Consider the following 6,823-nt stretch of genomic DNA (forward strand, 5'->3'; position numbering starts at 1 on the left):
ATGTTACAATATTTCGGCGCAAAGATAACAAAACCAATTCTAAAATATAACTGACACAAAAGATTACTTCCATGTTATTATAATATCATCAAAGCATAATAACTCTATAATATCTTTCATGCTTTCCACTCAGCCAGTATTGAATTAAAATCTTCAAGCATCAAGTCAAAGTCATAATCCAGCTTCTTCTTTTTCAGCTTGTTGGTAACATGGTTCAGAGCAAGCAGAATATATTCGCTTAGCTTCGATTTCTGTTTGGCATGACTCAATTCACTGAATTCTTTCTCAAGGCATAGTCCGATTCTAATTTTCCCGGTATCTGCCCTGAATGGTCCAAATTCAAAACGATTGCGAAGATAATATCCATTCTTCTCTATTTCTTGCCTGGTAAACATAGTGAGCAATGTCCGATAGAAATCTTTTTGTTTCAATTTCAACTTTTCATCAGCAATGATATAGTTTGTTTTACAATGGTCATGATCATAATAGCTATACGAACAATTAATTATAATTCGATTAATAGTACGTCCGTACATCTCTGGGCGCATCCTTCTATCCAACTCCGGTTTCAATTCTTTATCAACACTCTCGATTACTGCTTTGGAGTTTTCATAACAGTTATCAATTGTCCTCCTTATCCAAACCGGATTTTTAGGAATCCAGTTTCGCTGGCTTTCAAGTCTTATATCTTGTATATCTTCCTTTATCTCATATTTCCAAGACACAGATTGCTTTTGATTCGGGTCGTCAGGACTCGAACAATAGCTTGTTCTTCCCTGCTCCATAGTAAAACCGTTGACTCTTTTCGACCAAATGGCATCGACAAAACGAGTTTCTCCAAATTTATTTTGAAAACAAGTCGCGGGGTTTCCATTAAAGAATTGCCCTCTCAATGCTTCGACAGGTTCGTGATTTCCCCAGCCGATAATAGCCAGGCTCTCGCAAAGACGAACGGCTTTATTCCATTCTCCGGCATTTTTATAATCCGCATATTTCAGAAACTTGGCAAACAAGCGTTCGCGCAACTGTTCTATTTCTGATTGGGATTGCAAAAATTCTTCCAGTTCTTTTAAGTCTTCTATTTCAAATATCTTTTGCTCCATCACATTTGCCCTTAATTTCAATCCCAGTTTTTTTAGTATTATGCAGAAATCTCAGTCTCTTTCTTTCTCTTTTTCCACAACTGCCACGAATTAATAATATTCTTCCACATTATATATAATAGCATACAAACCTGATTATCAAAATAAAAGCCCACCTATTACTAACAGTGGGTAACAAAATAATAACAAAAAAACGAAGAAATTCGTTTAGTGGTGGGCTTCGTGTGCAAAAGTAACAAAAGGCAATTACCTGCCCAAAAAATAAATAAGACTTTTTCCTTACAATAGCTTTTTCAAATCCTCAATGTCCGGCAGAGCGTTACGAAGTCGCTCCGGCATATCCTTGGACGCACGGTATGTAGCAACTCCCATCGGTTTGTTATAATCACGAACTGCAAACTCTACAAAGGTTTGATTCATTTCCCTGCAAAGAATTATTCCTATAGAGGGATTTTCATGCGGCTTTCTGATATATGTATCTAAGGCGGATAGATAAGTATTCAACTGCCCCAAATAAGATGTACGGAATTTTCCGGATTTAAGTTCGACCGCGACCAGGGAATTAAGCTCCCGATTGAAAAAGAGCAAATCAATGAACATTTCTTCACCTGCAACCTCCATGCGATATTGATTGCCTATAAAACTGAAATCTTGCCCAAAGGTCATGATGAACTTCTTCACATTGGCGACAATTGCCTTTTCCACTATCTTTTCGTCCAAATCCTCTTCTTGCTCATTCAGTTCCTCCACATTGATGAAATCAAGCAAGTATTCATCTTTAAATGAACAAACAGCTTTTAAAGCTTGCTTAGTATCAGGCAATGTTTGTGCGAAATTGTTAGGCAAAGTTCCCCGATGGCTGTACAGGTCTGCTTTTAAGTAATCCCTTAAAGTGTACTTACTCCAATAGCGAGTGGCGCACTCATGTATATAAAACAGCCTTGCTTCCAAAGTCTTAGCTTTGGATATTATTTCGGTATGATGACTAAAGCCGATTGAAAGGAAGTCTGACCAGTTAAATTCATCAGCCAGTGGCTGATGAATTTCTACAAGAAGCAATTTTTCATTCAACACCAAATCATCAGCCAACGGCGGATGATTTAAAACCTTATCCCACTCCTCATAAAAAATACGCATATTTCTTATGCTTGTTGCTGAAAATCCCCTTAGCCCCGGCAATTCTTTTTGCAACAGAGAAGATATTTGTTCAATCGCACCTTTCCCCCAGAAGCCTGTACGAGAATTTTCCGACACGTAACGTCCGATGCCGTAATAAAGAGATAGCTGTTCCTTGTTCACCGATGCGGCTGCACGGTACTGGCTGCGTAGGATAGCTTCTTTTATGGTCTTTACTGCTTCTCTATAATTCTGATTTATACCCATTTGCGCTTTGTTATATGCGACAAAAGTACAAAAATAATGCTAGCGAAAAGAAAACAAAGGTATTTTTTCTTTTCACCAGCACCTATCTTGCTGTCAGGACAAAGAAGTTTAGTCCGTTTTGGATATATAAACAAAGGAACGTACTAAACTCAACCTGTAATCTTTTTATTATAAATGTTTTGCATTTTTCACAGCGAGAACTATTTAGCTCGACTCCTCTGCAAAGTCTTTTTTCCCTCGTATATATGGCCCCCCCCACAAAAGACACCACAAGCAGGAATACGACCATCATAACTTAATTTTAGCCACCTCCCTTGCCATTCTAAAATTAGTAAGAGAAAGCTGATTCGCTTTGCGCTTTTGTTCTCCCTCTACTACATAACCTTTTTTTTCAAAGAAAGGACGAGCTGTTAAACTCACTTCGGATGTAATCCGCACAATGCCGGCTGTAATTGCATACCGTTCTATTTCTTCCAAAAGCATCGTGGCAATACCCTTACCTTGAAAATCCTTGTGAACAAACATAGAATGTAAATAGCCTTGAGACGTAATAGATGAAAAACCAACGATTTGTGACCGTTGATTAACAGCTACAATAAAATAGTGAGTCTTTATCATATCCTCTATTTTAGAAAGATCATCTCCGCACGATGCCCAATCTTCAACCTCTGCCTGTGAATAGTCACGCCTGTTTATCACTAACACTGTGTTTCGATATAGAGACTGAATTTCCTCTATATCCGTATTTAAAGCTACCCTTATAGTAATCATATAATCCCTAATTATTCACTATTTTATCTCTTTCTTTCTCTTTTTCCACAACTGCCACGAATTGATTATATTCTGCCATAACACATACGAACCGGGAGCCACAGAAGACAATGGATTCAAATAAGTATGCGCCATCCAAATAGCCAGAATTGTATTCTTTTGCCCAAGTGCTTGCCCACCACTGATACGGTCATTATAAATCGAGCCGATTGTCTTCCCCAAAAAGAACTGCAAACAACAGGCAATCAGTGCACCGACAGCAATCATGATTTCCGTAAAACCATCCGCCGGGTCATTGAGCAAGGAATACAATGTTTGCGCAGTTACGATAGCTAAAGATACAGCCCACAAATAAAAAGCAAGTTCATGATAACCCAATAACTTCTGATGTACTTTCGGCAAACACTTGCTCAACAACCAGGCAGCCAAAAAAGGACAAATCAACAACGGAAACACCTTACCCAAAATAACAAGAAACGCTTCCCAAAAAGTGACATCAGGATGCACCTCCACCAAAGGAAATAGAATAGGCACAGCAATAGCCGCTCCAATATTTGCTATCAATGTATAAGTGGTCAGACTGGCTGCACTCCCTCCCAACTTGGAAGTAATCACCGCAGCAGCTGTAGCCGTCGGACAAATTATACAAACCATCACTCCCTCTGCTACTATTTTATCAAAGCGATAAAGCAAAAGATAAGCAGCCAACGCCCCGCCAATCTGAATCAACAACAACCACATATGGAGAGGTTTAGGCTTCAAATCACGAGGAGATACCTTGCAGAAGGTCAATAGCAACATTGTAAAAATAAGATAGGGAGTCAGAAAAGAAAGACTGATAAACAGCGGATAACCTGCAGCACCTACCAGCATAGCAATAGGTAACGTCCAATTCTTCAAAAACTTAAGCATCGTCGTACATTTTAACTTCGAAGCACAAAGTAACGGAGATTTCGGGAAAAAAGCTATCATTAAACCGAAAAAAACACAAAACTTAATGGCAAATCATGAGTTTTCTACAAATTTCTACTACATTTGCACCGTATTATAGATATGAAACTGAATAGACCGTACATATTATACATATTCATTTGCCTCTGGCTACTTTTTCTACCCTCATGTACCAACCACTTATGGGGGAAAGATTTCGTAGTAGTTATCGATGCCGGACATGGTGGACATGACCCTGGTGCTATAGGCAAAATCTCGAAAGAGAAAAACATCAATCTGAACGTTGCCCTGAAAGTGGGAAATCTAATCAAGAGAAACTGCGACGACGTCAAAGTGATCTACACCCGTAGCAAAGATGTATTTATTCCTTTGGACCGGCGGGCAGAAATTGCAAACAACGCAAAGGCGGATCTCTTTATTTCCATTCACACCAACGCACTGGCAAACAACCGTACAGCCAAAGGGGCTTCAACCTGGACGCTAGGTTTGGCCAAATCAGACGCTAACCTGGAAGTTGCCAAGCGGGAGAACTCCGTTATCCTCTACGAAAGTGATTATAAAACAAGATATGCCGGTTTCAATCCGAACTCTGCCGAATCATATATTATATTTGAGTTCATGCAGGACAAATATATGGAACAGAGCGTACACTTGGCCTCGCTGATGCAAAAACAGTTCCGCCAAACCTGTAAACGGGCAGACCGGGGAGTGCATCAAGCAGGATTCCTCGTCTTAAAAGCAAGTGCGATGCCAAGCATTCTAATAGAATTGGGATTTATTTCTACTCCGGAAGAAGAACGCTATCTGAATTCCGAAGAAGGGGCCGGAAGTATGGCCAAAGGTATTTACCGGGCTTTCCTGAATTACAAACGAGAACATGAGTTACGCCTTACGGGAGTCAGCAAAACGATTATCCCAACCGAGCAGGAAGAAGACAACGCCCCGAAAATTGCCCAAAAGGATACTGAAAGCGTAAACACAGCTCCTCAACAGCAAGAATTACTAGCCGAAGCAAAAACCAAACCTGCCGCAACAGCAAAAACAGCACCGAAGCGCCCAATTGTAGCAGAAAGCGCAACCAATGACAGTGAAATTACGTTCAAGATACAGATACTCACTTCTTCCAAGCCTCTCGCCAAAAACGACAAACGGCTGAAAGGACTGAAAGACGTAGATTATTATAAGGAAGGGGGAATATACAAATACACGTATGGATCCTCCGCCGATTACAACAAGGTGTTGCGTACGAAGCGCACCATTACGGCACAATTCAAGGATGCCTTCATCATCGCTTTCCGAAATGGAGAGAAAATGAACATCAATGAAGCGATTGCCGAATTCAAGAAAAGAAAAAATAAATAAAAAGATAAAATGAAGTACATTACAAAAGAAGTCAGAATAGGTATTGCAGGTATCGTTGCACTATGTGTGCTTATATATGGAATCAACTGGCTGAAAGGTATACACATGTTTCAGCCTTCCAGCTATTTCTATGCCAAATTTGAAAACGTAAACGGACTCACTAAATCAAGCCCGGTATTTGCCGACGGTGTCCGTGTAGGTATTGTACGTGACATCTATTATGATTATGTCAAACCCGGAAATGTGATTGTTGAAGTAGAACTGGACACCGAGCTGCGAATTCCTAAAGGAAGTACCGCCGAACTCGTATCCGAACTTATGGGAGGCGTACGTATGAATATTCTCCTGGCAAACAACCCACGTGAAAAATATGCCATAGGAGATACCATTCCCGGCACACTAAACAACGGAATGATGGAAAGCGCAGCACAACTGATACCGAAAGTGGAAGAGATGCTGCCTAAGCTGGACTCTATCCTCATCTCCCTGAACAATATCTTAGGTGACAAGAGCATTCCTGCTACACTGCACTCAATAGAAAAAACAACCGCCAACCTGGCAGTAGTCAGTTCACAGGTGAAAGGACTAATGAGCAACGATATTCCCCAACTCACAAGTAAACTGAATACCATCGGAGACAACTTTGTGGTCATCAGCGGAAATTTGAAAGAGATAGATTATGCAGCCACTTTCAAAAAAATAGACGAAACACTGGCTAACGTAAAAATACTTACAGAAAAATTAAACAGCAAAGATAACACGCTCGGTCTGCTCTTCAACGACCCGACTTTATACAATAATCTGAACGCTACAACAGAAAATGCAGCCAGCTTATTAGAGGACCTGAAAGAGCATCCGAAACGATACGTTCACTTCTCATTATTCGGCAAGAAAGATAAGTAGCAAATTCTTGTTATATAGATTTTATCTAAATAACAAGGAGCTTTCAAAAGAAAGTAGATTGCTCTTCAAATGTCTATCTATAAACCGAAATAATATTCCCGTACAAACGTACAAAGATGAGAAAATTGCTAATTTCAAGCACGTAAAACATTAATATACAAATACTTATAAAATTGCAAGAGAGGGTAAGCAGACTGTGTCCGACAACAAATACATAAGTCATTGAAAGTAAACACATTATTGTTCGCATGAAAAAAACAAGAAAAAATAGATTTGTTTTTTCCGAATAAGATTCCCAATTTTGCAAACGTAGAAGTTTTGCTTAATTAATAAATGTATTAAAAGTTACT

General features: G+C 39.5%; 6 protein-coding genes. 2 read left to right on the plus strand and 4 right to left on the minus strand.

Annotated elements, in window-relative coordinates; translation table 11 throughout:
* Positions 1-116: 116 nt before the first annotated feature.
* The 4 genes from NXV01_RS25540 to NXV01_RS25555 form a co-directional block, all read right to left on the minus strand.
* A complete protein-coding gene (locus tag NXV01_RS25540) occupies positions 117-1,103 on the minus strand; it encodes a hypothetical protein (protein ID WP_195649188.1) in 987 nt (328 codons plus the stop codon).
* Positions 1,104-1,382: 279 nt separating this feature from the next.
* A complete protein-coding gene (locus tag NXV01_RS25545; RefSeq protein ID WP_148365214.1) occupies positions 1,383-2,486 on the minus strand; it encodes a YhcG family protein in 1,104 nt (367 codons plus the stop codon).
* Positions 2,487-2,774: 288 nt separating this feature from the next.
* On the minus strand, positions 2,775-3,257 hold the full coding sequence (locus NXV01_RS25550; RefSeq protein ID WP_148365215.1) for a GNAT family N-acetyltransferase: 483 nt from the start codon (positions 3,255-3,257) through the stop codon (positions 2,775-2,777).
* Between the two features lie 18 nt (positions 3,258-3,275).
* Positions 3,276-4,229: a bile acid:sodium symporter family protein gene (locus NXV01_RS25555; RefSeq protein ID WP_259023406.1), complete on the minus strand. Its 954-nt coding sequence runs from the start codon at positions 4,227-4,229 to the stop codon at positions 3,276-3,278.
* An 81-nt stretch (positions 4,230-4,310) separates the two neighbouring features.
* Between NXV01_RS25555 and NXV01_RS25560 the strand changes: the two genes are divergently transcribed.
* A complete protein-coding gene (locus tag NXV01_RS25560) occupies positions 4,311-5,570 on the plus strand; it encodes an N-acetylmuramoyl-L-alanine amidase (protein WP_148365217.1) in 1,260 nt (419 codons plus the stop codon).
* Between the two features lie 9 nt (positions 5,571-5,579).
* Positions 5,580-6,473: an MlaD family protein gene (locus tag NXV01_RS25565; protein WP_074638127.1), complete on the plus strand. Its 894-nt coding sequence runs from the start codon at positions 5,580-5,582 to the stop codon at positions 6,471-6,473.
* The last annotated feature ends 350 nt before the right edge of the window (positions 6,474-6,823 follow it).

It is taken from the genome of Bacteroides sp. BFG-606, from assembly GCF_024788145.1.
Taxonomy (GTDB): domain Bacteria; phylum Bacteroidota; class Bacteroidia; order Bacteroidales; family Bacteroidaceae; genus Bacteroides; species Bacteroides vicugnae.